Here is a 26,655-nt window from a genome sequence, read left to right on the forward strand (position 1 = left end):
TGACGAGCCAGGGAATCTGATCATGCTGCTGCCTATCGCGCAGCCGGTCCCGCTCGCCGACATGGCGCCGGGCATCCGGTTCAAGCCGATCGGCGTGGCGGGAGCCGGCTTTCCAAGCCCCGCCCAGGATTGGGAGGAGGACGCCATCAATCTGGCGGAGTTGCTGCGGCTCAACCGGGCCGGGAGCTTCGTCTTTCGCATCGATGGCTACAGCATGATCGATGCCGGCATTTCCGACCGCGACGTCGTCGTGGTGGATCGCGATGTGACGCCGCGCAACGGCCATATCGTCATCGCGATCGTAGCCGGCGGCTTTGTATGCCGCCAGCTCGTCTATCGCGGCGGCGTGCCCTATCTGGAAGCGCGGAACAGCCGGCAGAACTATGCCACTCACCTCGCCGATGAATCGACGGAGATATGGGGCGTCGTGCGCGCCGGCGTGCGCGATTATCAGCGGTGAGCTGGGCGATCGTCGATGTGGAGAACATGTACGTCTCCAGCGAGCGGGTGTTCGACCCGCGCCTGCGGCGCGTGCCGGTGATCGTCCTCTCCAACAATGATGGCTGCGCGATCGCGCGCAGCGCCGAGGCCAAGGCCCTGCACATCAAGATGGGCGATCCGGTGTTCAAGATCCGCGACGTGATCAAGCGGCACGGCATCGAGCTGCGATCCTCCAATTACGAGCTCTATGCCGACATGAACCGCCGGTTCAACGCGGTGATCGGCGAGCATAGCGACCTGGTGGAGATCTATTCGATCGACGAGAGCTTCTACCGATTGCCGACGCTGGCGGACGGCCGGGGCGACGTGGCGGCCGCGCACGCGCTGCGCGCCGCGATCCTCCGCACGGTAGGCCTGCCGACGCGGATCGGCCTAGGGCCGACGCGCACGCTCTCCAAGGTGGCCAATGCACTCGCCAAGGCCACCGAGAAGGTTTGGGGCGGCGTTGTGGATCTGCACGATCGCGAGCTGCGCGCGCGGCTGTTTGCGCAATGGCCGGTGACGGAGGTGTGGGGCATCGCGCGGGCCCTGGCGGCGCGGCTGCAGCCGCTGGGCGTGCGCACAGTCGCTGATCTGGTCGCCCTGCCCCCGGCGGTGGCGCGCTCGGTTGGCACGGTCGTGCTCGAGCGCCTGGTGCTGGAGCTGAACGGCATCGCCTGCGACGACTTCAAGCCCGAGCCGGAGGCGCGCAAGGCGACGGCCGTGACGCGCCAGTTCGGCGCGCCGGTCACTGATCTGAGCGAGCTGCGCGAGGCCATGGTGCGGCGCGCGGTGCGCGCGGCGGAGAAGCTGCGGGAGCAGAGCCTGATGGCGACGCGGTTGATCGCCTTTGCGCACGGTTCGCGGTTCCGCGCCAATGCGCCCTCGGCGAGCCGGCAGACGCGCCTTTCGCCGCCGAGTAACGATCCGCGCATCATCGCCGCCCTCGCCGGCAAGATGATGGAGGCGATGCATCAGCCGGGGGCGGTCTATACCAAGTGCGGGGTGTTGCTCGAGGAGCTGGTGCCGGAAGGGACAGGCCAGGGCGATCTGTTTGTCCAGGCCGATCCGCGTGTGCGCGGCCTGCTGGCGGCGATGGACGGGCTCAACGACCGGTTCGGCCGGGGGACAATCCACCTGGCGGCGCAGGGTTTTGGCGGCCGGAGCTTCGACACCAAGCGGGGGCAGAAGAGCCCATCATGGACGACGGATATTCGGCAGATCCCGGTGGCGCGGTAAAGCGCACGTCGGTCATTCGGGCTGGCTGGCAGCGTCTGCCGCTTGTTGAAGCTTCCTGCGTCGGCGGAACGCGAGGAGCGTAATCAGGCCGCCGACTGCAGATCCCAAGATGAACATCTCGATAAATGCTTTGCCGGGGGTCCTTGATTTACTGAACTCCGAAGTGAGCTTCAGATAGCCGAGTTGCTTTTGCTCACTGAGGATCACGCCATTTTTGTCAGCGGCGCTGATAATCAACCAGTGCCCTTTGTAGTCCACCAGCGTCAATTTGGCACGGAGGGGGAAGCGCTCTTGGGGAAGGCAATAGATATCCCGCGATCTCCATCGGGCGGCTTCGCAGCTTATTTGCCGGCTGACATTCGCCATATGGAGCGTCATCCACCGAGTGCCAATTCCTCCAACGTCCACCACACCTTCTCGCACAATGCGCGGCGCAGATCGGGCAACATCGTACATGTCTGCCCGGTCATTGTGAGGGTTGAGGTATGCCATCGAGGCGAAGAGCAAAGGACCCCATAGCCACCATGTTGCGAGCCAGCGCTTGTTCCAAGCAGAGAACTTAGCCACTCCGCTGCGGAAGCCGGACCAATCCAGAGATTTCAGTTTCATCTGCCCCGATCTGCGCGACGCGCCGAACACCCCGGCTCGGGAATACAATCTCGGCCGCCCAGCGCAAGCCGTCGTCACGCCGAACATCGCGCGCAACCTCTTAACTTCCTCGCATTTTCTGCCTGTTCCCTTTATGTCTACAAGCGGAGGGTGAGGTTCCATTATGCACGATGTTCCTCGGCTTTCGCCCCTGATGGCGAGCCGCAAGCTGCAGGCGCTCGCGTTCATCGAGCAGTTCTTTGCCGTGCGCGGCATCGGCCCCAGTCTGTCCGAGCTGGCCGCTGCGCTCAACTCGAACCGATCCCGGGCGCAGGGGCATGTGCGCCAGCTCGCGCGTGAAGGCCGCATCCGGTACTTCCCGGGCGTGCCGCGCGGCATCCGCCCGATCTCGGCCGAAGAGGAAGCGCTGCGCCGTCTCCAGGCGGCCGGCTATATCGTGACAAATGCGGGCCTGCTCCCGCCGGCAGTGCTGGACCATGATCCCGCTCGGCATGGCAAAACGCAAAACCAGGAATCGGGCGGCACTGCGCCTCACGCCCAGCACTGAGCGAAAGACACGCAGCGGGCTGGAAAAAGCGCTCGACGCGCGCGCGGCCGCGATCCGCGCGGACTGGGCGGCGCGGCATCCCGAGCGCGCTGCCGACGAGCGCCGGCTGCGCAAAGCCAATATCGCGGCGCGGGCGCGCTGGGGTCACAAGCGCAACGGCACGCCGGAAACCCACGAACATGCGAACCGGGTGCGCCAGGGCGCGCTTGCGCGGCTGTACATGAGCGGCGCCATTGACGCTGAGCTGCTCGCGGCCGGCACCGAGATCGCTGCCGCCTCGACGCTCATCATGCGCGATGTGGCGGTGCGAACAGCCAGCCTCGAAACCCGGATCGACAACAGCCCGCATGGGGAGGTGTTCCACGAGGCGCTCGGCCGCGTTTGGATGGAGGCCACCTATAGCCAGTGGCGCGCCGATCCGCGCGTGCATGGGCCACTGATGCTCAGCGTGGTGCATGAGGACCTCGGTATCGCGGCCGCCGCCGCCCGGCACCATATGGCTGCTCGGCGTGCCCGGGCGCTGGTGGTGGCGGGCTTGCAGATCTGGATCGACATGTTCCGGCAGACCCGGCGCGAGATCGACGAGGAAGCGCTTGCGCGTGCGCAGGCGGCGATCCTGTGACCGAGCGACGCGGGCATCTCGGCCCGGATCTCGACCTGGGCGAGTCCCAATGGGCCGTGTGCTTCGGCGATGAGGAGGCGCACTGGTATGCAGTTCACGGCCACAACGCCATTGCGTCGTCACGAAGTGCGGCCGGGCAATCATCGAGCTCCTGCTCTATCATCCTAGTAGCCCCCTCAGCCGCCATCGCGCGTCGCGCCCTCGGGGACCGACTGCGGATTTCAAATCGCGCAGCAGCCATTCGGACCGGCCACAACGTGCCGGTGATTACGCGTCGAAAGTGACTAGGTTGCGTGCAAGATGATCAGGCAAGACATCGCGGTTGAGACCAAAGCGCACTCTTTTCCCATCCTTAGTTTGCGCATCACCCAAGGTGATAAATGTCGGCTCCTTCGGAATTCCCAAAATAGCTGATCGCTTCGTCTCCCAAGTGGGCGCGAGTTCGCGTCTCTCCGCCTTTTTTCCCTTCATAAGAGCTTCATCGATTTTCGAGACCGCGAAAGTTGCGTCTTCAGGGGTAATCGACCCACAGATCACTTCTTGCTCGAGCCAAAAGATCAGAGCGTTTGTTGCCAAAGTGGGCTTCTTATAATCGCGGGCAGCTTCCACCGCCTTCTCATAGTGCAAACGCCCATGGATAGGATCCTTGGTCAAAAACGCGAGCAATCCTCGACCGGCATGAATGTAAGGCACAATGTCGCGGTTTGACCTGAATTCTTCTAGCTTTGCGAACATCTGAGTGGCGCCGTCGATGTCCCCGGCCATTGCGAGCGCATGAAATTGCGCATTGATCAGGCTTGGATCGCGAGGGTGAATCTTGAGCGCGTCAATTCCGACACTGGCCGCCGTTGAATAGTCCCCAAGGTGGATACCGGATGTAAACATTACTTCACGTGCGGCATCGATCGAAAAAGGCTGGTCATTCAACCAAGCCATCGATTCTTTCCTTGCCCCGACATAGTTCCGTTCGTCGTAATAGACCCGAGCTTGCGCTTCATGAGCCGCTGTAATCTGAGTGGCCAGCGACTGCGCATGGACAGAAACGCCTGAATGTTCCTCAAGCCACAAAATTTGTGCCAGCGAGTTTTCAGTCGGTCTGTTGGCGCTATTTTGAAGAAGCCGCCTAACACGACGCAGTTTTGAGGCATTTTTGAATTCGAGAGACGCGAGACCAGCCGCTAGCTCGCTGGTCCAAAGCTGTCCTTCTTCCACCGTGAGAAGCTCGTTAAGACGTTTGGTGCCGTGGCGCGGGGATTTATCGCATCGGTCCGCCAAGGCGATCTCTGCCGCTTGCACCCAAGGATCTCCCTTAACAGCATCACTCCGCCATATGTACGCGAGAGCCCTTTCTGGATCACGCAAACTCTCAAACAGTTGTGCCGCACTGCGCAGCACGAACCTATTGTCGGGTGCCAATCGGAGCGCCATCTCGAGGGCTGCTTGTGCCTGCCGATGCTGACCCGAGAGAAAATACAACCGCGAGAGTTCTGTGTACGAAATAGCATCGCGAGGATGCTCTAGCAGCAACTTTTTCAGCGATCCAATTAGCCTCGAGCGGCCAGCGTGATTGGAAATCCAAGAACCAGAATAATTTGTAGCTTCGTGCGGCTTGACTTCACCCGTTATGCATCGGGCTAGCCGGACCGCATCAGGTTGAACGCGTTCCTTATTCCGCAAAATCCATATCGCTGCTTCTTCGCCAGTTGCCTCATTGCCGAGCAGTATTGACAGCTCCATCATCTCGCAGGCGGTTTCGACGGTCTTTGCGCCTGACCATCTTCGCGACTCAGACGAGCGGTGAATATCCACCACAGGAGTAGGTAAAGACCTCCGCTGAGCAGATTTCAGTTCATGAGCCGGCGTATTCGGCAACGTGCGCCACCGAGGAAGAACCTGTCGTTCATTAGATTGAGAAGAATCATCCATCTATTTTCAGCTCGGCTTTCCTTCGCATGCTATCGAACATGGAAATGTACCGTTCAACGCTGTACCGGTTCTGCGTTGAACTTCTACTAAGAGGATGCCCTCGCAACTCTGGCTGAGGCTCGCACAACTCCGACACAACTTTGAACAGTTGATGCCTTAAATCTGCAAGGTGCTCAGGCACCACCGAATTCAGCCTCTCACTAAAGTCAGTCATCAGGCGAGCAAAAGCTTCGCGCCAATATGGCTCTACGTCCTTGTAACTGCCGTTCCATCCGCCAGAGTGAAGTGGTGGCCGATGTTCGCGCGCCAAGCGGCTGAGAACCTGGGGGGTCATCATCGTCCCGGTCATCAAAAAATAAATCATACTGCCCAAATTATAGAGGTCGGCGGCGCGTCTCTCGTCAAACCGACACAATGCAGCTTTCTCTCCTTCATTGGCAGCATAGATGATTTCCGGTGCAGCATACTTCGGATCACCAGCATCATGGCTATCTTCATAGAGACTCTGTTCGTGGGCCCTCGTGGCACAACCCAAATCTGCGATCTTGTGGAAAATCTTTTCAAAAACTAAACAATTAGCAGGCTTGATATCGTTATGAGTTACGTTGCCTAAATGCAGTTGCTTAACCCCTACGGCAAGTTCGTGCATGGCGCTGAGGCACCATGCCAAACTGAAATCTCGCGCTTTATCTGTACGAACCCGCATATCGTGATCTGCGAGCTCGAAAATGATAAAAAAAAGAAACTCGTCTCGGCCGTCAAATGGGAGCATCGTCTCCCCGTAGTCTATAGCAAGAACGACTCTATCCATTCTGCTTCCGCGACAGTATTCTAATAGTTCTCGCTCAAATTTATGGCTTAGGGTCGCGGCGAAAATACGGTCGACGTAACTTCCTTCCTCAATCGTAAGTAGAGACAAGTCGCTGGCTTTTAAAAAGGCCTGCCGCCCGTCAGCGCTTCGAACACGGTAACCAACGGAGCATTTCGCGTTCGATTTTTCTTCCTCGACCCACAACCTCTCTTCTACGGTCCATATTTTCTTGGATTTCATCCCCTGTAAACTGCGGCCTACGAGGCATTCGGCCAACGTCGATTTGCGATCAGCTAGCACCGCACTACTCCCCGCGGCGTTCACTGATTATTCCCCTTCGTAAAGCCATATGAGAGGGCTGCACCACCTATGGACGAAATAATACCTGTCGCCCATGCTCTCAATGCCGCATCATCAGTGATAAAAGATAGAGCAAGAATTGTGCTTGCAATTGCTAGACACAAATAAACAATGACAAGTGCAGCTTTAGTCTTGGTAATGTGAACATTCTGCACCTCATTATCAGGGATCACTCTGTCTGAGATTATAATCTCTTTTTCTTCCCCCCTTTGCATCAATTCTTCTCCTAACTATCAAGAATTCCTACGATTTCAGCATCGAGCTTATCTGCATCGCTCGTAAAGCCTATGTGATTTCGGCCTTTGCCCTTCTGTGTTTTGTAAGCCTTCAAAACCGAGATTGCGCGCCGAACGATCTCCGTTTTTGTGGTTGCTTCCTCGGAGGCAATCTGCTCGAGAAATGAAGCAACATCTTGACTTACCTCGATATTCATCCGAACCTTTGACATAGAGCGACTCCATTTACACACATATAATGCGGATTATATACACATTTTCTGCGCATTTGCAAGGTCGCGCTCGCCCGATGGGTACTCAATCGCAACCGTCATTTGGTCGACCGCTCCGGCGTCCGCGCACTTCGGAAATCCAGGTTCGACCTCACGCGTTACAAAAGCGGGACTGCCAAACGGTCACGCAAGGGCGCAAAACGACCCCGCCACAATTGTGTCCGGAGCCCATGGCCGCATGTCCCCCCGGCCATGGGCTCCTACGGGGAACACCCATGTGATCAACCGCCGAGACGTCCAGATCGCCGCCGATATCCGGTTGATGGCGCTCTCGCTGCGCAAGCTGTGCGGCGCCAGTCGCGACAAAGCGCCGGTCATTACTGGCATGACCCGCGTGATCCATGAATGCGACCGCATCATTGCGGCCGGGCCGAGCGAGTTCCACCACATCACCGCCGAAGCGGCCAGCCCTGAAGTCATCGCGCTGGATCTGCGCCAAATGGCTTACGGGCGCCGCCGGGGCTGACCTGAGCGCATAGCGGGAGGCAGACCGTGATCGACATCGATAAGCTGCGCAAAGAAGCGCGCGACAGCCATGAACAGGTTGGTGTGACGCGACGTTGGCTCAAGGCTGTGCTGGTCGAGCTGGAGCAAGCACGCAGCCGCGTGACTGCTGATCTGCTCGACCACGATCCGTCTGGCGGTATTACGCGATGAGCGAGCTGGCCGATCCCGTCCGCGTCATCGATGGCGCCCGCTACATGGTCAACGCCGATGGCGGGCTGATCCCCGAGAGCGTGGTCAAGCCGGTGGACAAGCTGCAGGACGAGCTGGTCCGCAAGATCATCGGCTTCGCCCTGCCCCTTTCGGCCCAAGTGACGCGCTTCCGCCAGCACAGCTTCGGTGATGTCGATGACTTCGTTTCCCTGCTCGAGCAGGAATATGGCGCGCGACGTGGCGGGTCGAAGGGCAACCTGACATTCACCAGCTATGACGGGCTGCTGAAGATCGTCGTGCAGGTATCCGAGCACATCGTGTTCGGGCCAGAGTTGCAGGTGGCCAAGGGCATCATCGATGAGTGCCTCGTGGAATGGTCCGCCACCAGCGGGCCGGAGATCCGCGCAATCATAAATCGGGCCTTTGACGTGGACAATCATGGCCGGGTCAACCGCAACGACCTGCTCTCACTGCTGCGCCTCGAGTTTGCGGACGAGCGCTGGAAGAAGGCGATGCAGGCGATCCGCGACAGCTTCCGCGTGGTGGGCTCGAAGCGGTACATCCGCCTCTATCAGCGCGACGCCGGGGATGGCCAATGGCGGGCGATATCGATCGACATAGCGGCGGGCTGAACCGTCGAGGCCGCACGTCCCTCCCCCCACCCCCCTCGCGGGTCCTTCCGGCGCCGCTGGCTATACGGGGGGCGAAGGCGCGGGAGTTTTCTAGATATAGGGATTTTCCCTACTTCATCATCCTAGGGCGCTAAACTCATGAATTTGGCTGAATATCGGCCAACTTTGAATGAAGTTGCCAAATTGGTGGGGAAATCCTCCCGCTGGATCGCCAACCTCCGCGCTGAAGGCGAATTGCCCGGCGATGGCGCCACGCTGACCGAATGGGTCCAGGCCTGGACAAGTTATCAGGTCGGCGCCGGCAAGCCGAAGGAGAAGGAGGTCAACGAAGCGCGCATCCTCCGCGCCCAGGCCGACATTGCCGAGGCCAAGGCGCAGGAAATGAGGAAGCAGCTGCTGCCGCGCCATGAAGTCTCGAGCGCTGTTCAATCCGCCTTTGCCCGCGTGCGGGCGAAGCTGCTCAGCCTGCCCGCCAAGTGCGCCCCTCTCGTCCATGCCAAGCCGACGATCGCAGCCGTGCAGGACAAGCTGACGGAGCTGGTGCATGAAGCGCTCCTCGAGCTCGCGTCGACGAAAATCGCCACCGCTGATCCCGACCATCACGTCGATGGTGGTGGCGAGCGCGGCGATGGCGGCCACGGTGGCGACCTGGTGGCCGGTCCTGACGCCGCCGCCGAAACTGACGGTCAGCCAGTGGGCGGACACAAACCGGCAACTCAGCGCCGAAGCAAGCGCCGAGCCGGGTAAATGGGACACGTCCCGCGCGGAGTTCCAGCGCGGGATCATGGATGCGGTCAGCGATCCGCTGATCCAGGACATCGTCGTGATGAAGTCCGCCCAGGTCGGGTGGACCGAAATCATCGGAAACGTGGTCGGCTATTTCGTCGACCAGGATCCGGCGCCGATGCTGGTCATGCAGCCGACGCTGGAAATGGGCGAGGCATGGTCGAAAGACCGGCTCGCACCGATGATCCGGGACACGCCGTGCCTGACGGCAAAGATTTCGGACAGCAAGGCGCGGGATAGTGGCAACACCATCCTGCACAAGAAGTTCGCCGGCGGTCATTGCACGATCGCCGGTGCCAACAGCCCGGCTTCGCTCGCTTCGCGTCCGATCCGGGTGGTGCTGGCGGATGAGGTTGACCGTTACCCGGCATCGGCCGGCGCCGAAGGCGATCCACTCAGCCTCGCCTTCAAGCGCACCACGACGTTCTGGAATCGCAAGCGCCTCGCTGGATCGACCCCGACCGTCGCCGGCGCCAGTCGGATCGAGGCAGCCTTCGAGCTGTCCGACAAGCGCTATTACTTCATCCCGTGCCCCAAATGCGGCACGAAACAGCGGCTCAGCTGGTCGCAGGTCAAATGGGAGAAGGACGAGGCAGGCAAACACCTGCACGAGACCGCCTATTACGAATGCGCGGCTGCAGATCCTGAGACGGGCGAGCTCTGCCAGCACCACTGGACCGACGCCGAACGTTGGGAATCGGTCCGCAGGGGCGAATGGCGGGCAACGGCACCGTTCAACGGCATCGCCGGCTTCCATATTTGGGAGGCTTACTCCTCCTGGGTGAAGCTGGCCGACACGGTGAAGGCGTTTCTGGATGCCAAGGGCAACCCGGAAACGCTGAAGACGTGGACCAATACCGCGCTCGGCGAGACATGGCAGGAAAAGGGCGAGGCCCCGGACTGGCAGAGGCTCTACGACCGTCGATCGAGGGAGCTGGTGTTGGAACAGGTCCCGGAATGGGCCGGCGCCATTACCGCCGGCATCGACATTCAGCGCAATCGCATCGAGTGCGATATCTGGGCCTGGGGGCCTGGCCTCGAAAGTGCCCTGGTCGACCACATCGTCATCGATGGCGATCCGGCAAAGGCCGAAATTTGGGAGGAAATGGACGCGCTGCTCGGGCGCGAGTGGGAAACCGCCTCCGGACGGCGCCTGCGGCCGCTGCGCTGGGCGATCGACACTGGCGACGGTTACTCGACCACCACCGTCTATGCCTGGGCACGAAAATATCCGCGCCACGTCATGGCGATCAAGGGCACCGGCAAGTTCGACAGTTCATCGCCAGTCACCGGCCCGACTTGGGTGGATGCCACGGTCAATGGCCGGAAGCTACGCCGCGGCGTGCAGCTCTGGACGATCGCCGTCTCGGTGTTCAAGTCCGAGACCTATGCCTGGCTGAACCTTGATGCTCCGGTCGACGGACAACCGCACCCGCCGGGCTACATCCACCTGCCGCAGGGCACGAACGAGACCTGGATCAAGCAGCTGGTCGCCGAGCAGCTGGTCAGGGTGAAGAGCAGATCTGGTTTTGGCCGGCTTGAGTGGCAAATCACCAGCGGCACCCGCAACGAGGCGATCGACATGCGGGTGTATGCCCGCGCAGCGGCCTATGCGGTCGGTATCGATCGATGGACAGCCCGACACTGGGCCAGGGTTCGCGGCCAGATCAGCGACCCGGGCGCAGTCCCGCAAGCAAAGCCGGCCGAACAACCGGCCCAACCGACTGAAACCCCTCCAGCGCAGTCCCAACAAGGCAGCGACTGGATCAACGGCGGCCGCTCTGACGGCGGCAGCTGGCTTTAGGATTTGAGCATGGCCTTGCAGCAGAGCGATATCGACGCCCTCAAATCAGCGATCGCGACCGGCGCCACGCGCGTGCGCTATCCGGACGGCCGCGAGATCCAGTACCGTACGCTCGACGAGATGCAGCGGATCCTCCGCATGGCGCAGAAGGACATCGCCGCTTCATCGTCCGCTGGCCGCCCGGCGAGCCGCACCAGCGTGGCAGGGTTCTGACGTGAACTGGCTCGATCGCTCAATTGGGTGGGTTTCACCCACCTCGGCGTTGCGGCGTGTCCGCGCGCGCGCAGCGCTGCAGCTCGCCACCCGGGCTTATGATGCTGCACGGCGCGATCATCGCACCATGAGCTGGAAGGCGGGTGGGACCGACGCCAACACCGAGATCGGCGCGGCCGAGGAGACTGTGCGCAACCGTTGCCGGGAGCTCGCGCGCAACAGCGGCTATGCGGTGCAGATCCTCGACACGTTCGCGGACAATGTTGTCGGGACCGGTATCGTTGGCGCACCGACCGGGCTGTCCAAGCGCAACCAGAAGATCGTTGCGGGCCTCTGGACCGCCTTCAAGGACGAGTGCGACTTTGACAACGACCATGATCTCGACGGGCTGCTCTGGCTGGCGTGCAAAGCCATGGCGGAATCGGGCGCAGCGATCATTCGGTTCCGCCGGCAGCGTTTCGACGCCAGCACGACCCGCACGCCGCTCAAGCTGCAGCTGCTCGAGCCGGATCTGATTGACGTCACGAAAACGACCATGCTGGCGGACGGCTATATCGACCGCGGTATCGAATACGACAGCGAGGGGCGCGTTCGTGCATGGTGGCTCTACCCGGGCCACCCGGGAAACATGGCGAGCTGGCGCAGCCGCGCCATGACCAGCGAGCGGATTCCGGCGAGCGAGATCGTGTATCTCTATGACAAGCTGCGGCCGGGGCAGGATCGCGGCATGCCGTTGCTGGCGCCGGCGGTCATGCCGCTGCACGATCTGCGCGGCTATTTCGATGCGGAACTGGTCCGCAAGCGGATCGAGAGTTGCCTGGCGGCCTTCATCAAGCCGGGCCTCGATGGCGCGGACGGGCCGATCGGCACACAGACCGAAGGTGTGCGACCTGGCAAGCTCGCCGAGAAGTTCGAGCCTGGGATGCTCTATCGCCTGCGCGATGGCGAAGAAGTCACTGTCAGCACGCCAGGCAGTTCGCAAGGGGTGGAGGAATTCGCGACGCTCTACCTGCGCGAGATCGCGGCCGGCGCCGGCGTCATGTACGAGCACGTTACCGGCGACTTCAGCCGCGTGAACTATTCCAGCTGGCGCGCCGGCGGGCATGGCTTCCGGCGTCGCATGGAGCGCAAGCAGTGGCACATCATGATCCATCGCGCCTGCAAGCCGATCGGCGCGCGCTTTCGCGAGGCGAGCCTCGCCGCCGGGCTGTTGCCGGCGCAGGATTTCAGCATGCGCTGGACGCCTCCCGGGTTCATCTCGGTCGATAAGTACAAGGACGCCCAGGGCGACCTCCTCGACCTTCGCCTGGGCAAGGTGACCCCGAGCCAGCTCGTCGAGGCCAATGGCTACGACTATCTCGAATTCCTGGAGCAGCTCTCCCAGGATCTGGCCGCAGCCGACAACGCACTCGGTCCCGGCGTCCATTTCGACGGCGACCCCCGGAAGGCCGCACCCAACCAGGCCAGCGCCAACAGCGAGAACAATCAGGACAGCGGCAAAAAGGCCGCCTGACCCCCGGAAAGGACCGACATGTCCCAACGCAATACTGGCGCGGATCCCGTGCCGGCGCAGGAGACGCGCACCCACGATATCCCGATGGTCACTCGGGAGCTTCAGCTCCGGACCGACACCTGGAACGAGGCCGAGCGGACGATCGAGGTGGTCTTCACCACCGGGGCGCGGGGCGCGCGGTTCGACTGGAATCGCTGGGAGTTTATCGACGAGGAGCTCGCGACCGAGCCGGCCAATGTTCGCCTCGAGCGGCTCAACAACGGCGCCCCTGTCCTCAACACGCACGCCCGTTACCAGCTCAGCGACCAGATCGGCGTGGTGGTTCCGGGCAGTGCCCGCATGGAGAACGGCCTAGGCATCGCCACGCTGCGGCTGTCCGATAGACAGGAAGTTGCCGGGATCGTCGTCGATATTGCCGCCGGCATCATCCGCAACGTCTCGGTCGGCTACATCGTTCACACCTACGAAATCACCGAGCGCGACGGCCAGCGCGCGCTCTACCGGGCGATCGACTGGGAACCCTCCGAAATCAGCTTCGTGCCGGTGCCGTTCGATCACGGCGCCCAGTCGCGAAGCCAGACAACCGCGCAGGGCGGCTCCCCCTGCACCTTCCGCCGCATTTCGCCGGCACCCACCGTGGAGAACGAATCCATGCCTGCACGCAACTCGCAGGCCGGTAACGAGCCGGCCAACCAGAACGACCAGACCCGAAACGCGCCGGAGGGCGGCGACCAGGGCAATCAGAGCAACACCAACCAGGAGCGCAGCAACGAGGATGACGCCGGCGCACCGGCTCCCGAAGTGCAGCGCTCGGCTGTTCTGACCTCGGCGACCGTCCTGACGCTGTGCCGCAATGCCGGCCTCGATGCCGACGCACAGACCGCCCTGGTCGATGCGCATGTCGCGACGCCGTTCACTCGCGCGGCTCTCATGGCCGAGCTTGGCGAGCGCTTTGTGGCGCGCGACGCCCCCGCCCCGACCAACGGCCGCGTGCCTGCCCGCGCGGGTAGCGGCGTGACGATGGTGCGTGCGATGACCGACAGCCTCGTCCATCAGATGGCGCCCAACGCGCAACTGAGTGAGGCCGGCCGGGAATTCCGTGGCCTGTCCATGTATCGCATGGCGGAGGAGATCCTCGCGCAGTCCGGCGTGAACACGCGCGGGCTCTCCCGCCTCGAGATTGTCGAGCGCTCGCTTCACAGCACCAGCGATTTCTCGGCACTGATGGGCGAGACGCTCCGTCGCCGGCTGCGCATGGCCTATGAGGAGAATCAGCCGACCTATCGCATCTGGGCGCGCCGGGCGCCGAATGCGCCTGACTTCCGCAAGGTCGACGTCGTACAAATGTCGGCCATGCCCGAACTGCTGCGGACCAACGAAGCGGGCGAGTTCAAGTACGGCACCGCCTCGGATGGCAAGACCAGCTATGGTCTGCTGACCTACGGTCGCATCATCGGCGTATCGCGGCAGCTGCTCGTGAACGACGATCTGCGCGCGCTCGAGCGGATCACCGTCGGTTACGCTGCAGCGGCCGCGCGGCTCGAGAACCGCACTGTCTACGCGCAGCTGACGTCAAATCCTGCCATGAACGATGGAACTCCGCTGTTCCATGCCGACCATGGAAATCTCGCCGGCTCTGGCGGCGCGATCTCGGAGACGACGCTCGGGGCCGGTCGCACCCGTATGCGTCTGCAGAAGGGCATGCAGAAGGAGGAGCTCAACCTTGCGCCTGCCTATCTGATCGCGCCGGCGACGCAGGAGCAGAAGGCCTATCAGTACACCAGCGCGCAATATGTCCCGGCGAAGGCCGCGGACACGAATGAATTCCGTGCCGGTGGCCGCACGTCCGTGGAACCCGTCATCGACGCGGTTCTCGATGGGGTCAGCACCACGGCCTGGTACCTCGCTGCGAGCAACACCGCGGTCGACACGATCGAGTACACCTATCTCGACGGCGCCGAGGGCGTGCAGCTGAGCTCCCGGCCGGGCTTCACCGTCGATGGCATGGAGTTCAAGGCCAGCCTCGACTTCGCGGCCTCCACCATCGACTGGCGCGGCCTCGACAAGAACCCGGGCGCCTGATCGGACGGCTCGATTGATCAGCGACCGGCTTCACTGGCCGCTGATTTATTTCCCCTCATATTGATGGAGACACCGTCATGAAGAATTTCGTGCAGGATGCCGAGACGATCGAAGTCCCGGCCCCTTATGACGTCGCATCTGGCGGGGCCTTCCTCGTCGGCGCGCTCTTTGCCGTGGCCCTCGGCGCGGCCAAGTCCGGCGAGCTCGTGCGAGGCAAGCGCCGCGGCGCGATCACCCTCCCCAAAGCCACCGGCGCGGCGTGGGCGATCGGCGACAAGCTCTATTGGGACAACACCAACAAGGTGCTGACCAAGACAGCCTCCTCCAACACCCTGGTCGGCGTCGCGCTGGCAGTGGCGGCTTCCGGCGACGAGAGCGGCCTCGTGCTGCTCACCGGCCAGATCGCCTGACCCCACAACGACAAGGCGGCGCCGCATCGCTCCGATCGGCGCCGTTGTTCTTCAGCCAGCGTGGAGATCGCCATGGGCCTGCCAACCGCCGGTCTGGCGACCATCCATCGCACCCTGGCCGATCCCATTATTTACACCGGCGCCGGCGTCGTGGAGAAACCGATCACCGGCATCCATAGCGACGTGCCGGCCGACACGTTCACGGGCGCCGGCGCCACGGCCCGACATGTCTCTTTCGAGATCCAGTTTGTCGATCTGCCCGGCATCCCGGCCAAGGGCGACGTGATTGTCCACTCCACGGGACGCTGGGCCGTGATCGATCGCGGCAAGGACGACAGCGTCGGCGCGTGGATCCTATCGGTGGCGGCCGCATGATCGCCATTCGCGACCAGATCATGACCGATGCGGAGGCGTGCCTGCAAGGTAAAGCCGCGGAGATCGAAGTCATGCCGAGCGGCGATCCGATGCAGTTCGATGCGCTCCACATTTACGATGACGGGCAGCGGCCGGACCAGCGCACCGAAACCGGGACGCAACGCCAAGGCATGACGCTCAGCATCGAAGGCTTTGTCGAGGACGCTGGCGGCCGAGCCGCGCTCACGCGCCTCAATGCACTCTACGCCGCAACCGTGAGGGCGATCTTTGCGATGGCCGACGCCTCTTTGCTGATCGAGGACATTGAGGAAGGCGACATGCGGATCAATCGCGTGCCGCTCGGCAGCACCCACCGCCTCGCCTTCTCGATCGACTTCCTCATCACATTCCCGACCCGCCGCGGCGACCCGACCGCAACCTGACCCTCCGACCAGAAGCGAGACACCGACATGGACCAGACGATCCGTCCGGCCAACAGCGTGATGCTGTTCAAGCTGGAAACCAACGAGGGCGTTGACGCAGGCCCGACCGCCGCGAACGCCTTTCCCTTCGAGGCTGATGGCTTCAGCTACAACACGCCGTTTACCGAGGAGCAGAGCAACGAAGCCACCGGCAGTCTGGTCAGTGGCGCGCCGTTGATCGTTGGGCAGCCGGCCGAGGTGACGATCCGCTTCCGGATGAAGGGCGCAGCTGCTGCGTACACGGCGAGCGTCAAGCCGCCGCATCATGATCTCCTGGCCTCGTGTGGCCTGCGCGGCGTGTTCCAGGCCGCGATCGCGGCGGCAGCTTTGACCGCCGGCAGCGCGACCAGTGCGACCCTCGGGACGGGCTTTGCGACCACCGCGCAGCTCTATCGCGGCATGCCGCTGGTCCTCTCCGGCGGACCCGGCGACGGCCGCACGACCCTGATCGCCGATTACACGAGTGGCAAGGTCGCGACGCTGGTCGACACGTTCGACACGCCGCTGACCATAACCACGCAGGCTGCGATCCCGCCGAACTGGACCTACGCCGGCACCTCTCCGGCTGACGCGGCCGCACGGCTTACGGACCACCCGTCGGGCACCCTCTATCTTTACGAGGACGGCGTGCTGCTGAAGTTCGTCGGGTGCCGCGGCATTGTCCAGGAATGGGGTGGCGACACCGCCAAGCCGGGCTTCATGACCGTCAAGCTCATGGGCGTGTTCGCCGGGCGCACGGATGCCGCGGTGCCGGTTGTTTCGGTGGCCGCACACGCCGCGCCCATGCTCGTCCAGGGGGTCAACCAGCCCAATCCCGCCTTCCTCATGAACCGCAAGGGTCTGCCGATCGACCGCTGGTCGATCAACCTGCAGGCCGAACAGGAATCGCCCGGCGACGCTCCGCGAGATCAGCGGCAATGCCAGCGTGGGTGCGGCGACCGCGCGCATGGCCGGCGGCAACAGCCTTGGCGGTGCCTTCGGGGGCGCGATCGGCGGGGAGATCGGCAAGCGCCTTGAGAAACCGCTGACAGACGTGCTCGGAAAGACCCTCGGCTCGATAGCAGGGCCGCTGGGATCGATTGCCGGCGGGCTGCTTGGCGGCGTGATCGGCGGGCTGTTCAAGAAGACGCCGATGGGCTCGACCATCGTGACCGCCAACACAACGAACCCCGTCATCTCCGGGACCAAGGATGCCGGCGTCATCGATTCCCTCACGGGCATGTCCAAGGGTCTGCAGCAGAACATCCAGCGCATCGCCGACCAGTTGGGTGCGGAAGTCGGCCAGTATGCGGTGAGCTTCGGTCAGCGGGGGAGCTATTACCGCGTTGCCGGCACCGCGACCAATGCGGTCGGGAACAAGCACCCGTCACGCACACCGGGAATCGAGCTGCTCTACGATGGCGAGGATCCGGAGACGGCCATGCGGCTCGCGGTGCTCAACGCCCTGCAGGACGGCGCGATCAAGGGCGTCCGCGAAGGCACCCAGAAGCTGCTGCGAGAGGCTGGGGATATCGAGACCGGCCTGAGTAAGGCCCTGAGCTTCGAACAGGCGTTCAAGGATCTGAAGCGCTACACCGACCCGGTCGGCGCCGCGCTGGACGAGGTAAACCTCAAGTTCAAGCAGCTGGTGAAGATCGCCAAGGAAGCCGGCGCAACCGACGAGGAAATGCGGCAGCTCGAGCAGCTTTACAAACTGCAGCGCGACGAGGCGGTCAAGGCGGCCGGCGTCGCCACCGATGCGCTGAAGGACTTCCTGCAGTCGCTGAAGGCAGGCAGCAATTCGCCCCTGTCGCTGCGCGAGCAGCAGGCCAATGCCCGGGCCGCGCTGGATCCGTTCATCACTGACATCAACGCCGGCAAGAACGTCGACACCGCCAAGTTCCAGGAGGCCGCCCAGACCTTCTTGCAGATCGAGCGGGACATCAACGGCTCGACCAAAGAGTATTTCGCCCAGTACGACATGATCACCAAGCTCACCGAGCAGGCGATCAGCGCGATCGACAAGCAGAACGCCAACACCGGTACCGGCACCGAAAACCCGTTCGAGAAGGCGATCGCGAAAAACAGCGAAGCGACCGCCAACATCCTCGAGCAGCAGAGCTCCATGCTGGCCGAACAGACCCAGTTGCTGAAGCAGATCGCCGGCGGCGGCGGCAACCTCGATGCCTGGTGGCAAGCCCAGCGCGGATATTGACGAGGATCCATGGCAGCACTTCCCGAAGACGTCGCCGCTTCATCGCGGGCGGCGGCGATCGTCATCGTGTCCGACACCGCGCTGCTGGACCGCTTTCCCACGGCTCGGGACGGCCAGAAGGCGCCGGCCGAGGGCTATTGCGACAGCGCAGCCGACACCGAGACGATCCTCAATGCGCGGGCCGCGCTGATCGGACAGCAGGGGCGCCGGCGGTTCGCCGTCAAGATCGCCGCGGTCCTGGACGTCAGCCTCGATGGCGGCGTGCCCTGCTTCCGCCTGACCGATGACGAGCAGCTGGTCGACACCCCGATGATGGTCGGCCGCCTCGAGATCGATCTCGAGGAAGAGATGAGCACCCTGGAGCTGTTCGGATGAAGGCGACCGTCTGCAGGATCGATGCCTGGTCGGGTGCGACGCCGACCACTCTGCGGCTTTCCAATGTCGACGACGAACGCGTCTGCCATCTGGACGGTGCCAGCTGGCGGCCGGCGATCGCGCGTCTCCCCAAGCTGCGCTACGATATCTTCGATGGTTCATTTGGCAGCCAGCTGACGGCACCGAGTGGCGAGCTCGCCGTCCAGCTCGCAGCTTGGCCCGAATTGCCAGCGCTGGACCTCTACGATGGCCGCGTGCGCCTGTGGCAGGGCGAGATCGGCGCCTCCTGGAGCAGTTACACGCTGATCTTTGACGGCCGCGTGCGCGAGCAGCCTCCCAGCGGCGAAGGTGCCGTACCCTTGTCGATCGGCTGCGATGACGCTTGGCTGGATGAGCCCCTGCTCGATACCTATGCCGGCACCGGCGGCGTCCAGGGCAGCATCGAGCTCAAGGGCAATGTCATCCCCTGGCTGATCGGATCGCCGCGCTTCGTCGAGGGCGTCCTGATCGACGCGGTCGACAATATCTACCAGCTCAGCGGCGGCAGCATGGCGGGCGGCCAGATGGCGTTCGACCGGCTCAGCCGTCTCGGACCGCCGGCGGCCAACTATGCCAGCTTTGCCGCGCTGAAGGCGGCGACGATCGCCAATGGCGACTGGGCCACGTGCGCGACGCTCGGCCTGGTCCGGCTCGGCGCACCGCCGGCCGGCCTGCTCACCTTCCATGCGCTGGGCGATAATGGCGGCGCGCGCGCCTGGGTGCGCCGGCCCGGGTCGATCATCTATCGCATCGCCGAGCGCCTCGGGAAGCTGGACCGCGTCGTGGTTGCGGATCTCGACGCCCTCGATGCCGCCTGCCCCTACAATTTGTCCCTGGCGCTCACCTCGCAGACCACCGCCCGCGATGTCATTCTGAGCATTGCGCAGAGCGTCAATGCCACGGCTCTGATCGACTGGCTCGGCCGCCTGCGCGTGAAGGCGGTGCAGATCGGGACGCCGATCGGCACGCTCGCCTCGGATGGCAGCAGCTGGCCGCCGGTCGCAACGGTGGAGCAGATGTCGGTCAGCACGCCCTATTGGCGCCTGGCGCAGAAGGCCGCGGTGACCAATCGCGTTCACACCCTTGGCGAAATGGCACTGAACGACCCGGCACTGGCCGCCGCGATCGCTGCCCAGGAAGCAGCGGACGCAGCGAGCGTGCGTATCGGCCGCATCACGTCGGACGGATGGCTGACCGCCGGCGCCGACAAGCAAGGCCTCATGCGCGAGCATGACTCGCTCACCACCCGATTCACCGCCGCCTATGACAAGGCTGCGGATCTCGGCGTGGCAGCATCCGAACGCGCTACCGCACAGGCCGACATGGAGGCATTGCTCGACTTCCTCGAGGCAATCACGCCCGACTGGGATAATGCCGGCGTCGACAGCCCCGTAAACGGGCCGGAACTCGATGCGCTGTTCTACGCTGCGAGCGTGACTGTCGCGATTCTGGAGAGTGCGGTACGTGGCCTTCCGGGTGATCCCGGGCCAGAGGGGCCGCCGGGCGTCGACGGTTACAATACAGCGGTCGTGTTCCTCTTCAGGCGAGCGTCCAGCACTCCTCCTCCCCCGTCCACGGTCGCTACCTACACGTTCGCGACCGGTGTTCTCACAGGTCATAATAGCGGCTGGTCACAAGAGCCGCCGCCAGGCGGCGAGCCGCTGTACATGATATCGGCGACCGCACGCTCGAAGCTCGCGACCGATACGGTCGAGGCCTCTGACTGGAGCACGCCGCGCATTCTCGCCCAAAATGGGGCGCCCGGCGCCGCTGGACCTGCCGGCGCTTCGGCGATCGGCTTCGTGCAGGATGACCATCCAGGCTCTGGCCAGTTCGTCTCACAGACCTGGTACCGCCCAACGTCAAAACAATGGTTCCGGTGGACGGGCGGCGACTGGGAGCGGATCCTCGGCGCCATTTCAGCGCTCGACGTCGTCGCTGACAGCGCATTTCTCGGCAACGCCGTCGTCGTGAACGCGAAGATCGGCAACCTCGAAGTCAACACCATCAAAATTGCCGGGAATTCGGTGACCGACAAAGGCTCAGTCCAGATGGTGTCGGGCGTGACGGTGGCTCGCTTTGCTACGCAAACCTTGATGACGCTCACCAAGACGAAGATCGAATCCGCATCTGACCTCGACTTTGATGTCACGTTGTTCGTTCAGACCAATGACGATCTGAACGGCACTGTTGTTCTGCGCACCGCAGCAGAAACCTTCGACCCGTATTTCGGTTATAATGTGCCACTCTTTCAATATGTCGTGCCGATGCGAGCTGGCGGAACGGGCCCCGGATTTGGGATGCCGTTCAGCTGGGGCATCAGCCTGGGCGGGTTCGCTGCCGGCACCCACACGTGGCAGCTCCTCTACACGAACAATGGCGGCGACTTCGTCAACGCGCTCACCGTTCTGGGCGGATCCAATCTTCGTTATGGAGAGGTGAAAAGATGACACCGGAGCGAGAGTTCTGGCTCGTGTGGTCCGATGCTTCTGGCAGTGTCGTGAGCAAGGGACACGGCATATCAGGCGACTTTGGAAGCCAGCAGTTCACGGATGGATTAAGAGGGGTTCCGGTCGATCAGTCTGCCTGGATCAAAAACGCAAACTGGACGGCTGAGGACGTTCGCGATGCCTTGCTTGCACAGCTGTCGAGGCAATTTGCGCTGGAGGTAGAGGCCGGCTGTCCATCACCGCTCGGCCGGATCTGCTGCGATGATCAGGCGCAGTCTCGCTTCGACAGCACCCTGCGATATCTGAACGGCGCGATCAGGCGGGGCGAACCGGTATCTTCAATCAACTGGACGATGTGGGATCGGTCACAAGTGCCGCACAGTCTCACAGAATTGGAAGACATGGGCTACGCAATGGATGGGGGCTTCCAAGCCAAAATGGCCGTCCGACAAGCTAAGGAAGCTGCCCTGCGTGACCCCGGCGCGAGTTTCACAGCGTTGATGGCAATCGACATTTTCGCTGGTTGGCCGCCGAGCGAATAAGCCTCCGAAAACGCGCCTCTGGCGGCAGCGATCCGCAACGCCGGGATCGCAGCGACCTGCCCTACCGCCTCCCCTAAGCAAACATCGCGAGAACCGACCGATGAGCAACGCAATGATCATGCGGCCGCTGCCGGTCGCCGTCCTGAGCGGGACGAACAGCCTACCCGGGTATCAGCCATCCAATATCGCCAACGACTGGCTCGGCATGGTGTGGAAGGGGCAGGCGGCCGGGACCGCCAGTCAGTCCTTCATCGTCGACCTGCGGGAAGACCTACCGGCTGACACTATTGCCCTGCTGGGCCTCTCCGGCGCGGCAAGCAGCTGGCTGCTGCAGGTGAGTGCCGCGACCGACGCACAAGGTGCGTTTACCGGCGCCAGCCACGCTTGGCCGGCGGTTCCCCTCCTCGCCGGCAGCGTCATGTTCCCGAGCGGACGTGGCCGCTCCTATTGGGAAAAGCCCGCGACCGGACCTAGCGCAGCTCGCTACTGGCGCGTCACGATCACGACGCCGGCGAACAACACGCCGGTTACGGTTGCACGCGTGGTGATCGGGCAGCGCCTGCAGCCGGAGCGCAATTTTTCCTTCGGCGCCGCGTTCGGCATCCGCGATCACGGCAAGGCCGAATGGTCGACCAGGGCGGTTCTTCTTCGTCGCCGAGGTCTAAAGCTGCGCAGCACAGGCCTGTCCTTCGCCTCGCTGTACCGCGACGAAATTGAGAATCTCGTCGACCCGATCCTTGCGGCGGTCGGCGCGACCGATCCAATCCTGCTTGTGACCGATCCGGATCCGCATGCACAACGGCAGAACAGGATCTACTTCGGGCCGCTGATCGGCGACATCGGGACCATATGGGCGCGCGCCAACGCCGGCTTCCAGTGGCAGGCGAATGTCGTCGACCTGGAGCCGATCGGCGACGTCGGCGCCAGCTTCATCCCGCCCACCCCGACGCCGGCGCCGAACTGGACAAGTCCGCCCTCCGTAAGCGGCGCTGGATCCCCGCCGCGCGTCGGCGATGTGCTGACCGCCAACGGCGGAACAATCCTCAATGGTGATCATGCCGGATGGCGCTGGCTCAGAGACGGCGCGCTGATTTCCGGCGCAACAGGAGTGACATATGTGCTGACGATTGACGATCTCGCGGCGCTGGTCGGACCGCGCCAGCTGGCGTCTGGACCGGGCGGTAGCGGCTCCAACGACGGCGACCCTGTCGGGCCGGTCAACCCCACGGTGCCGGCGGTCATTTCCGGTCTGACCGCGACAGCCGGGGATGGTCAGGTGGTGCTCACCTTGTCAGCGCCGGCCAATGGCGGCGCCGCGATCACCGACTATGTGTATCAGTACAAGCTGAACTCCGCGTCGACGTGGACGACTTTCAGCGATGGCGCTTCGGCGACGCCGGGCACGACAATCACGGGTCTGACGAACACACAGGATTACAATTTCCGCGTTGCCGCGGTGAACAGTGTGGGCCAGCAAACAACGTGGTCGAACGTCGCTAATGCCACACCCGTCGCAGCTGTTCCTTCCATGCCGGCGGTCGGCAATCTCGTCATGCACTTCCGTGTCGAGGATATTCCGGCACAAGCGGACAATACGGCCTTTGCCGGCAACTGGGTAGACAGCGTTTCAGGCGCTGCGATTTCGCAAGCAACCACGGCGTGGCAACCGCTTTACCGGACCAGCCGTTCGGGTGGCAAGCCTGCGCTACAGGTCAACGGCACGAGCTACCTGAGCGTGGGCCGGCCGGCTGCGATGATCGCGGCAATGAACAACGCAACCACCGACACTGGCTGCACGGCGTTCTTCGTCCTCAACATCGCAGAGAGCACAGTCGACGATTTCCGGGTGTTCTGGGGTCCAAGGAACGTCAACGACGGCGACCGTAGCTTCATCGCATCGAAGACCAAGGTAACCACCAGAGGGGGTACGGCGGACTTCACCAACCGTGTCGGCTACGCGATTATCGTCGTTCGCCAATCGAGCCTGTTGAACGCACATTTTTTCGATCAGGGGAACGCGCACTTCAGTGCGACGGGCCCCTTGTCGCCGCATAGCTCCAATAACTACGCCTATGGGCACAGCTCTCAGGGGTACGACGGCGTCAACCCGACAGACGAATGGGGTTTCCGTGGCGACCTGATGGATTTCGGCTTTTATAACAAAGCCCTGACCAACGCGGAGATTTTCCGGCTTATCAAAGCGATGAACGCTAAATTCGGTCAGCCGCTGCCTTGGGCTGGGGCTTCATTTTATACCTTCATTGACGGCAATAGCTATACTTCCGGCCGGAAGAACTGGGCGGCGCTGCTGCTCAATAACAAAGGGGTGCCATTCGGCGCGTCGAGCAATCTCGCAATTTCAGGCCGCACGATCTCGCAAATGCGCGGTGCTGTGAATGCGAACTTCGCGGGTGTCGCCGACGAACTTGGTATTCCAATCGTGCTTCTCGCCAACGAGTTCTACAATTCGGCCGATGCGACTTCAGCCAGTTACATTGCTTATCTGAACGAGGTCAAGGCGATCGTCCCAGGCATCCGCAGGGGCTGGCTCGACGCATGGGACAACGCACGTCCTGTAGGACAGGGGCCACGGGATAACCGGGCAGCCTCTAATGCAGCTATGGCATCGGCCACGACGGCAAGAGAGGTGTTGATCCCGATCAGCGGTGACGCCACCGTTGGCTTAGAAGGCGCATGCCCTGAAGAGCCGGGCCCGTACGGCCCCTATTTCGCGGACAATGTGGGCCATCCGACGCCTGCCCTGAGTAGCTATGTCGCATCTTTCGCCGGCCCCTATTGGGATACGCTGGTGACGGGCCTGTGATGGCCAGCACGGGAGCGCCGCGATGATCGATCGCCACGACCTCATCAAGCGCAGCTTCGACGCCGGCGCGATCGCCACCGCCTTTGGAGGCCTTATCGAGATGCTGCCAGCCATCGCCACCAGTCTCTCGATCATCTGGATGGTGCTGCGGATCTACGAGATGGACACCACCCAGCGCCAGCTCGGCCGCGCCCGCGCCACGATCGCGCGGCTCAATGCCTGGCTGAGGAAAGGACGATAGATGGCAGACGCAAAGATGCTCGCGACTGGCGTGGCCAGCGCCATGCTGGCGATCGCCGTGCCCTTCGGGATCAGCTGGGAGGGCATGAAGCTCAACCCCTATAAGGATCTCGTCGGGGTCTGGACCGTCTGCGGCGGCGCCACGCACGTTCCCATGCGTCCCTACACCGAAGCCGAGTGTCGCGAGATCACCCTCGCCCAGTACCGGGACTTTGGTGAGGGCGTGCGCGCCAGCGCGGCCGGGATCGATCGCGAGCCTTGGCAGTGGGCATCGCACACCACATTCGCGTCCAACATCGGGATCTCGGCCTATGCCCGCTCGAGCGTGCGGCGGCTGTTTGTCCAGGGGCGCTATGTGGAAGCATGCCGGGCGATGCGGCTCTACAAATATGCGGGCGGCAAGGTTGTCGCCGGCCTAGTGTATCGCCGCGAGGGCAAAGACCGCCGCGTCGGTGAGTATGAGCTTTGCATGGTCGGCGCGGTACCGGCCGAGCTCGGAGGCGCTTGACCATGTCCTTCCTCATCCGCGCGCTGCCGCATGTCCTGGGCGTCAGTGCGATCCTGGGCGCGCTCTGGTGGCTCGATAACCGCGGATATGTCCGCGGCCAGGCCGACGCCGAACGCGAGCGCATGATCACCGCCGTCATGTTGACGCGCAGCGCGCGCGAGACCGAGCAGGCGATCGGCGAGCAGATCAACGCTGCAAGCGCGCGCTACGAGCAGGGACGCTCCGCCCTGCAGGCGACCAGAACCATCATCCAGCCCACCGTCACGAAGGAGATCATCCGTGAGCCGCGTCTTTCCGATCCTGCTGCTGGCCTCACTGACGGCCTGTACCGTGAAGTCAATCGGGCCCGGGGAGCGGTTGGCGCCTGTGCCTCCACCGCTGCCGGCGGCATTGTCTGCCCCCTGCCCGGCGCCGGCGCAGCTGACGGACAAGAGCATCGGTGAACTGGCGCAGGGCGATATCGACGCGATCCTGGAATCACATGACTGCCGCCTGCGCCATGCCGCGACGGTCAACGCCTATGTGGCGGCCCGCCAGGCCTCGATCGATTGGAACCAAGCGAAGCAGCTGAACGGTAAGCCGCTCAAGGCGCCGGCGGCGCGTAACGGCCAATTGACATCAACTGGCTCGGATAAGGGGCCGCGAGACTGAGTGCATCGTCCAGATCGGTGCGAAGCCAACGGTCATAGTCCTCGGGGTGAAGGATCACGGGGCAGGCCTTCGGATGGATGGCGCCGACAACATGCGTCGCCGGGTCGCCCTCATAGCCGCAGGTGAGAAAGGAATAGACCGGATCGGCTTCGGTCGGCCGCCAGATGCCCGCAAAGGCAAATGTGGGCTGTGAGGGCACTGTGAACCAATAGGGGCGCTTCTTGCCCGTCTCCGGGTCCGCCTGGACGCTCCACTCCTGGAATTCATTGACCGGGACGAGGCAGCGCCGCGCGGGATTGGCCAGCGCCGATTTCCAGAATGGTGAGGTGTAGTTGCGCACGTTGGTGACCGGCTTGCCCTGAAAGGGGAAGCCCCAGTTCATCACCGAGAGAAGGCGCTCGCCATCTTGCTCACGCACAACGTAACCCGGCTTGCCCGGGGCCACGTAATCCTTCTCGACAACGAGGCGATCCGCAGGATCCGGCAGGGCGTCAAACCGCGCGAGATAGTCCTTCAGCCCGACTTTGACGCTGTACAGATTGCACATTGGTGCCCCCTACCCCCTGAACCGATTTGCGGCGCGTCGCCATTCGCTTTTCGGAGGAAGCGGTGGCTGTTCGCCAGTCGGGTCCTCACGCGTCAATCTGACCTGTATCTGCTTAGAGCGGCATTGGGTGCAGCGAAAATGTCGCCCGAGCTGCTTTAGATGATCGTTCCAACCCTTGCGCTGAAACAGCCACCAGAGAGCGTGGGGATCGTAGATCTTCAAATGACCGCAATGCCGACAACGGATCGTG

Annotated in this window: 30 protein-coding genes; 24 read left to right on the top strand and 6 right to left on the bottom strand. The window is 63.0% G+C overall.

Going from position 1 to position 26,655, the window contains the following annotated elements:
• Window positions 1-22 precede the first annotated feature (22 nt).
• Together M2341_RS10175 and M2341_RS10180 are read left to right on the top strand one after the other, a co-directional pair.
• Window positions 23-460 carry a LexA family protein gene (locus M2341_RS10175; RefSeq protein WP_264585151.1) on the top strand — a complete coding sequence of 146 codons (438 nt, stop codon included), beginning with the start codon at window positions 23-25 and terminating at the stop codon, window positions 458-460.
• Window positions 457-1,719, top strand: coding sequence for a Y-family DNA polymerase (locus M2341_RS10180; RefSeq protein ID WP_264585152.1), 1,263 nt, complete (start codon window positions 457-459; stop codon window positions 1,717-1,719). Before M2341_RS10175 ends, M2341_RS10180 begins: the two co-directional genes overlap by 4 nt.
• A 12-nt stretch (window positions 1,720-1,731) precedes the next feature.
• Here M2341_RS10180 and M2341_RS10185 read toward each other — a convergent pair whose 3' ends face one another.
• Window positions 1,732-2,328 carry a hypothetical protein gene (locus tag M2341_RS10185; RefSeq protein ID WP_264585153.1) on the bottom strand — a complete coding sequence of 199 codons (597 nt, stop codon included), beginning with the start codon at window positions 2,326-2,328 and terminating at the stop codon, window positions 1,732-1,734.
• Between the two features lie 163 nt (window positions 2,329-2,491).
• On the opposite strand from M2341_RS10185, the gene M2341_RS10190 reads away from it, so the two are divergent.
• Together M2341_RS10190 and M2341_RS10195 are read left to right on the top strand one after the other, a co-directional pair.
• Window positions 2,492-2,875 carry a LexA family protein gene (locus M2341_RS10190; protein ID WP_264585154.1) on the top strand — a complete coding sequence of 128 codons (384 nt, stop codon included), beginning with the start codon at window positions 2,492-2,494 and terminating at the stop codon, window positions 2,873-2,875.
• Window positions 2,820-3,497, top strand: coding sequence for a hypothetical protein (locus M2341_RS10195; protein ID WP_264585155.1), 678 nt, complete (start codon window positions 2,820-2,822; stop codon window positions 3,495-3,497). The genes M2341_RS10190 and M2341_RS10195 overlap by 56 nt, the downstream gene beginning before the upstream one ends.
• Window positions 3,498-3,764: 267 nt before the next feature.
• Here the strand turns inward: M2341_RS10195 and M2341_RS10200 are convergent, their stop codons facing one another.
• From M2341_RS10200 to M2341_RS10215, 4 genes are read right to left on the bottom strand one after another with little or no spacing between them, the layout of a single operon-like run.
• Complete coding sequence (locus M2341_RS10200) at window positions 3,765-5,423, bottom strand: hypothetical protein (protein ID WP_264585156.1); 1,659 nt, start codon at window positions 5,421-5,423, stop codon at window positions 3,765-3,767.
• Window positions 5,416-6,558 (bottom strand): protein kinase domain-containing protein, encoded by a 1,143-nt coding sequence (locus M2341_RS10205; RefSeq protein ID WP_264585157.1) that lies wholly within the window; start codon window positions 6,556-6,558, stop codon window positions 5,416-5,418. The genes M2341_RS10200 and M2341_RS10205 overlap by 8 nt, the downstream gene beginning before the upstream one ends.
• Window positions 6,555-6,809 carry a hypothetical protein gene (locus tag M2341_RS10210; protein WP_264585158.1) on the bottom strand — a complete coding sequence of 85 codons (255 nt, stop codon included), beginning with the start codon at window positions 6,807-6,809 and terminating at the stop codon, window positions 6,555-6,557. The genes M2341_RS10205 and M2341_RS10210 overlap by 4 nt, the downstream gene beginning before the upstream one ends.
• Window positions 6,810-6,820: 11 nt before the next feature.
• The gene (locus M2341_RS10215; RefSeq protein WP_264585159.1) at window positions 6,821-7,042 is read right to left on the bottom strand and encodes a hypothetical protein; all 222 of its coding nucleotides are present in this window, start codon (window positions 7,040-7,042) and stop codon (window positions 6,821-6,823) included.
• 277 nt (window positions 7,043-7,319) lie between these two features.
• Here M2341_RS10215 and M2341_RS10220 point away from each other — a divergent pair, with 277 nt between their 5' ends.
• The 20 genes from M2341_RS10220 (at window position 7,320) to M2341_RS10315 (ending at window position 25,650) form a co-directional block, all read left to right on the top strand.
• The gene (locus M2341_RS10220) at window positions 7,320-7,568 is read left to right on the top strand and encodes a hypothetical protein (RefSeq protein ID WP_264585160.1); all 249 of its coding nucleotides are present in this window, start codon (window positions 7,320-7,322) and stop codon (window positions 7,566-7,568) included.
• A 26-nt stretch (window positions 7,569-7,594) separates the two neighbouring features.
• Window positions 7,595-7,759 (top strand): hypothetical protein, encoded by a 165-nt coding sequence (locus M2341_RS10225; protein WP_264585161.1) that lies wholly within the window; start codon window positions 7,595-7,597, stop codon window positions 7,757-7,759.
• Window positions 7,756-8,391 (top strand): DUF3164 family protein, encoded by a 636-nt coding sequence (locus tag M2341_RS10230; RefSeq protein ID WP_264585162.1) that lies wholly within the window; start codon window positions 7,756-7,758, stop codon window positions 8,389-8,391. Before M2341_RS10225 ends, M2341_RS10230 begins: the two co-directional genes overlap by 4 nt.
• Before the next feature lie 138 nt (window positions 8,392-8,529).
• The gene (locus M2341_RS10235) at window positions 8,530-9,138 is read left to right on the top strand and encodes a hypothetical protein (protein WP_181559821.1); all 609 of its coding nucleotides are present in this window, start codon (window positions 8,530-8,532) and stop codon (window positions 9,136-9,138) included.
• Window positions 9,020-10,981, top strand: a complete 1,962-nt coding sequence (locus M2341_RS10240; RefSeq protein WP_264585163.1) for a phage terminase large subunit family protein — start codon at window positions 9,020-9,022, stop codon at window positions 10,979-10,981. The genes M2341_RS10235 and M2341_RS10240 overlap by 119 nt, the downstream gene beginning before the upstream one ends.
• 9 nt (window positions 10,982-10,990) lie before the next feature.
• Complete coding sequence (locus M2341_RS10245; RefSeq protein ID WP_264585164.1) at window positions 10,991-11,194, top strand: phage head-tail joining protein; 204 nt, start codon at window positions 10,991-10,993, stop codon at window positions 11,192-11,194.
• Between the two features lies 1 nt (window position 11,195).
• Complete coding sequence (locus M2341_RS10250; RefSeq protein ID WP_264585165.1) at window positions 11,196-12,707, top strand: phage portal protein; 1,512 nt, start codon at window positions 11,196-11,198, stop codon at window positions 12,705-12,707.
• Window positions 12,708-12,725: 18 nt separating this feature from the next.
• Window positions 12,726-14,789, top strand: coding sequence for a prohead protease/major capsid protein fusion protein (locus M2341_RS10255; protein ID WP_264585166.1), 2,064 nt, complete (start codon window positions 12,726-12,728; stop codon window positions 14,787-14,789).
• A 77-nt stretch (window positions 14,790-14,866) separates the two neighbouring features.
• Window positions 14,867-15,199 (top strand): DUF2190 family protein, encoded by a 333-nt coding sequence (locus M2341_RS10260; protein ID WP_264585167.1) that lies wholly within the window; start codon window positions 14,867-14,869, stop codon window positions 15,197-15,199.
• A 72-nt stretch (window positions 15,200-15,271) separates the two neighbouring features.
• The gene (locus M2341_RS10265) at window positions 15,272-15,574 is read left to right on the top strand and encodes a hypothetical protein (RefSeq protein WP_264585168.1); all 303 of its coding nucleotides are present in this window, start codon (window positions 15,272-15,274) and stop codon (window positions 15,572-15,574) included.
• On the top strand, window positions 15,571-15,996 hold the full coding sequence (locus tag M2341_RS10270) for a hypothetical protein (protein ID WP_264585169.1): 426 nt from the start codon (window positions 15,571-15,573) through the stop codon (window positions 15,994-15,996). Before M2341_RS10265 ends, M2341_RS10270 begins: the two co-directional genes overlap by 4 nt.
• A gap of 27 nt (window positions 15,997-16,023) precedes the next feature.
• The gene (locus M2341_RS10275) at window positions 16,024-17,052 is read left to right on the top strand and encodes a hypothetical protein (protein ID WP_264585170.1); all 1,029 of its coding nucleotides are present in this window, start codon (window positions 16,024-16,026) and stop codon (window positions 17,050-17,052) included.
• 85 nt (window positions 17,053-17,137) lie between these two features.
• Entirely contained in the window at window positions 17,138-18,229 is a 1,092-nt protein-coding gene (locus M2341_RS10280; RefSeq protein ID WP_264585171.1) for a hypothetical protein, read from the top strand.
• A 9-nt stretch (window positions 18,230-18,238) separates the two neighbouring features.
• A complete protein-coding gene (locus tag M2341_RS10285; RefSeq protein ID WP_264585172.1) occupies window positions 18,239-18,604 on the top strand; it encodes a hypothetical protein in 366 nt (121 codons plus the stop codon).
• Complete coding sequence (locus M2341_RS10290; RefSeq protein WP_264585173.1) at window positions 18,601-21,093, top strand: hypothetical protein; 2,493 nt, start codon at window positions 18,601-18,603, stop codon at window positions 21,091-21,093. The genes M2341_RS10285 and M2341_RS10290 overlap by 4 nt, the downstream gene beginning before the upstream one ends.
• Window positions 21,090-21,635, top strand: a complete 546-nt coding sequence (locus M2341_RS10295; protein ID WP_264585174.1) for a hypothetical protein — start codon at window positions 21,090-21,092, stop codon at window positions 21,633-21,635. Before M2341_RS10290 ends, M2341_RS10295 begins: the two co-directional genes overlap by 4 nt.
• A 100-nt stretch (window positions 21,636-21,735) precedes the next feature.
• The gene (locus M2341_RS10300) at window positions 21,736-24,459 is read left to right on the top strand and encodes a fibronectin type III domain-containing protein (RefSeq protein WP_264585175.1); all 2,724 of its coding nucleotides are present in this window, start codon (window positions 21,736-21,738) and stop codon (window positions 24,457-24,459) included.
• Window positions 24,460-24,481: 22 nt separating this feature from the next.
• Window positions 24,482-24,700, top strand: coding sequence for a hypothetical protein (locus tag M2341_RS10305; RefSeq protein ID WP_264585176.1), 219 nt, complete (start codon window positions 24,482-24,484; stop codon window positions 24,698-24,700).
• On the top strand, window positions 24,701-25,207 hold the full coding sequence (locus M2341_RS10310) for a glycoside hydrolase family protein (RefSeq protein WP_264572985.1): 507 nt from the start codon (window positions 24,701-24,703) through the stop codon (window positions 25,205-25,207).
• Between the two features lie 2 nt (window positions 25,208-25,209).
• Complete coding sequence (locus tag M2341_RS10315; protein WP_264585177.1) at window positions 25,210-25,650, top strand: hypothetical protein; 441 nt, start codon at window positions 25,210-25,212, stop codon at window positions 25,648-25,650.
• Window positions 25,651-25,790: 140 nt separating this feature from the next.
• On the opposite strand, the gene M2341_RS10320 is transcribed toward M2341_RS10315, so the two are convergent.
• The gene (locus tag M2341_RS10320) at window positions 25,791-26,405 is read right to left on the bottom strand and encodes an SOS response-associated peptidase (protein WP_264585178.1); all 615 of its coding nucleotides are present in this window, start codon (window positions 26,403-26,405) and stop codon (window positions 25,791-25,793) included.
• Between the last annotated feature and the right edge of the window lie 250 nt (window positions 26,406-26,655).

This window comes from Sphingobium sp. B7D2B, assembly GCF_025961895.1.
In the GTDB taxonomy this organism is placed as follows: domain Bacteria; phylum Pseudomonadota; class Alphaproteobacteria; order Sphingomonadales; family Sphingomonadaceae; genus Sphingobium.

What these genes read in the sequence shown, in the direction of transcription:
- M2341_RS10175 (WP_264585151.1), top strand. Translation starts at nt 23, where the DNA reads ATGCTGCTGCCTATCGCGCAGCCGGTCCCGCTCGCCGACATGGCGCCG.
- M2341_RS10185 (WP_264585153.1), bottom strand. Translation starts at nt 2,328, where the DNA reads ATGAAACTGAAATCTCTGGATTGGTCCGGCTTCCGCAGCGGAGTGGCT.
- M2341_RS10190 (WP_264585154.1), top strand. Translation starts at nt 2,492, where the DNA reads ATGCACGATGTTCCTCGGCTTTCGCCCCTGATGGCGAGCCGCAAGCTG.
- M2341_RS10195 (WP_264585155.1), top strand. Translation starts at nt 2,820, where the DNA reads ATGGCAAAACGCAAAACCAGGAATCGGGCGGCACTGCGCCTCACGCCC.
- M2341_RS10200 (WP_264585156.1), bottom strand. Translation starts at nt 5,423, where the DNA reads ATGGATGATTCTTCTCAATCTAATGAACGACAGGTTCTTCCTCGGTGG.
- M2341_RS10210 (WP_264585158.1), bottom strand. Translation starts at nt 6,809, where the DNA reads ATGCAAAGGGGGGAAGAAAAAGAGATTATAATCTCAGACAGAGTGATC.
- M2341_RS10215 (WP_264585159.1), bottom strand. Translation starts at nt 7,042, where the DNA reads ATGTCAAAGGTTCGGATGAATATCGAGGTAAGTCAAGATGTTGCTTCA.
- M2341_RS10230 (WP_264585162.1), top strand. Translation starts at nt 7,756, where the DNA reads ATGAGCGAGCTGGCCGATCCCGTCCGCGTCATCGATGGCGCCCGCTAC.
- M2341_RS10235 (WP_181559821.1), top strand. Translation starts at nt 8,530, where the DNA reads ATGAATTTGGCTGAATATCGGCCAACTTTGAATGAAGTTGCCAAATTG.
- M2341_RS10240 (WP_264585163.1), top strand. Translation starts at nt 9,020, where the DNA reads ATGGCGGCCACGGTGGCGACCTGGTGGCCGGTCCTGACGCCGCCGCCG.
- M2341_RS10245 (WP_264585164.1), top strand. Translation starts at nt 10,991, where the DNA reads ATGGCCTTGCAGCAGAGCGATATCGACGCCCTCAAATCAGCGATCGCG.
- M2341_RS10255 (WP_264585166.1), top strand. Translation starts at nt 12,726, where the DNA reads ATGTCCCAACGCAATACTGGCGCGGATCCCGTGCCGGCGCAGGAGACG.
- M2341_RS10260 (WP_264585167.1), top strand. Translation starts at nt 14,867, where the DNA reads ATGAAGAATTTCGTGCAGGATGCCGAGACGATCGAAGTCCCGGCCCCT.
- M2341_RS10265 (WP_264585168.1), top strand. Translation starts at nt 15,272, where the DNA reads ATGGGCCTGCCAACCGCCGGTCTGGCGACCATCCATCGCACCCTGGCC.
- M2341_RS10270 (WP_264585169.1), top strand. Translation starts at nt 15,571, where the DNA reads ATGATCGCCATTCGCGACCAGATCATGACCGATGCGGAGGCGTGCCTG.
- M2341_RS10275 (WP_264585170.1), top strand. Translation starts at nt 16,024, where the DNA reads ATGGACCAGACGATCCGTCCGGCCAACAGCGTGATGCTGTTCAAGCTG.
- M2341_RS10285 (WP_264585172.1), top strand. Translation starts at nt 18,239, where the DNA reads ATGGCAGCACTTCCCGAAGACGTCGCCGCTTCATCGCGGGCGGCGGCG.
- M2341_RS10290 (WP_264585173.1), top strand. Translation starts at nt 18,601, where the DNA reads ATGAAGGCGACCGTCTGCAGGATCGATGCCTGGTCGGGTGCGACGCCG.
- M2341_RS10295 (WP_264585174.1), top strand. Translation starts at nt 21,090, where the DNA reads ATGACACCGGAGCGAGAGTTCTGGCTCGTGTGGTCCGATGCTTCTGGC.
- M2341_RS10300 (WP_264585175.1), top strand. Translation starts at nt 21,736, where the DNA reads ATGAGCAACGCAATGATCATGCGGCCGCTGCCGGTCGCCGTCCTGAGC.
- M2341_RS10305 (WP_264585176.1), top strand. Translation starts at nt 24,482, where the DNA reads ATGATCGATCGCCACGACCTCATCAAGCGCAGCTTCGACGCCGGCGCG.
- M2341_RS10310 (WP_264572985.1), top strand. Translation starts at nt 24,701, where the DNA reads ATGGCAGACGCAAAGATGCTCGCGACTGGCGTGGCCAGCGCCATGCTG.
- M2341_RS10315 (WP_264585177.1), top strand. Translation starts at nt 25,210, where the DNA reads ATGTCCTTCCTCATCCGCGCGCTGCCGCATGTCCTGGGCGTCAGTGCG.
- M2341_RS10320 (WP_264585178.1), bottom strand. Translation starts at nt 26,405, where the DNA reads ATGTGCAATCTGTACAGCGTCAAAGTCGGGCTGAAGGACTATCTCGCG.